This is a genomic window from Bacillus cereus group sp. Bce019 (genome assembly GCF_051781745.1).
Taxonomy (GTDB): domain Bacteria; phylum Bacillota; class Bacilli; order Bacillales; family Bacillaceae_G; genus Bacillus_A; species Bacillus_A cereus.
In genome coordinates this window covers 1-662 of record NZ_JBPWJX010000056.1, presented here as the reverse complement: position 1 = coordinate 662, position 662 = coordinate 1, and the positions used below count along the sequence as shown (strand labels likewise).

Here is a 662-nt window from a genome sequence, read left to right as displayed (position 1 = left end):
CCTCAAGGTAACACAGGTGCTACCGGCAATACAGGCGCTCAAGGACCTGCTGGTGCTACTGGTGCTACTGGACCTCAGGGGCCTCAAGGTAACACAGGCGCTACCGGCAATACAGGCGCTCAAGGACCTGCTGGTGCTACTGGTGCTACTGGACCTCAGGGGCCTCAAGGTGTTCAAGGTAACACGGGCGCTACCGGACCTCAAGGTGTTCAAGGTAACACGGGTGCTACCGGCGCTACTGGACCTCAAGGTGTTCAAGGTAACACAGGTGCTACCGGCGCTACCGGTGCCACTGGCGCTACGGGTATAGGAGTTACCGGACCTACCGGACCTTCTGGCGGGCCTCCTGGACCTACTGGACCTCAAGGTAACACGGGTGCTACTGGCGCTACCGGTGCCACTGGACCTCAAGGTGTTCAAGGTAACACAGGTGCTACCGGCGCTACCGGTGCCACTGGACCTCAAGGTGTTCAAGGTAACACAGGTGCTACCGGCGCTACCGGTGCCACTGGCGCTACTGGACCTCAAGGCGTTCAAGGTAACACAGGTGCTACTGGTGCCACTGGCGCTACTGGACCTCAAGGCGTTCAAGGTAACACAGGTGCTACCGGCGCTACTGGACCTCAAGGTGCTCAAGGTAACACAGGTGCTACCGGCGCTAC

The 662-nt window shown here is 59.7% G+C and carries 1 pseudogene; it reads left to right on the top strand.

The features are described from left to right. A pseudogene (locus tag ACS2QP_RS27365) lies at positions 1–662 on the top strand (Gly-Xaa-Xaa repeat protein); the annotation flags it as partial.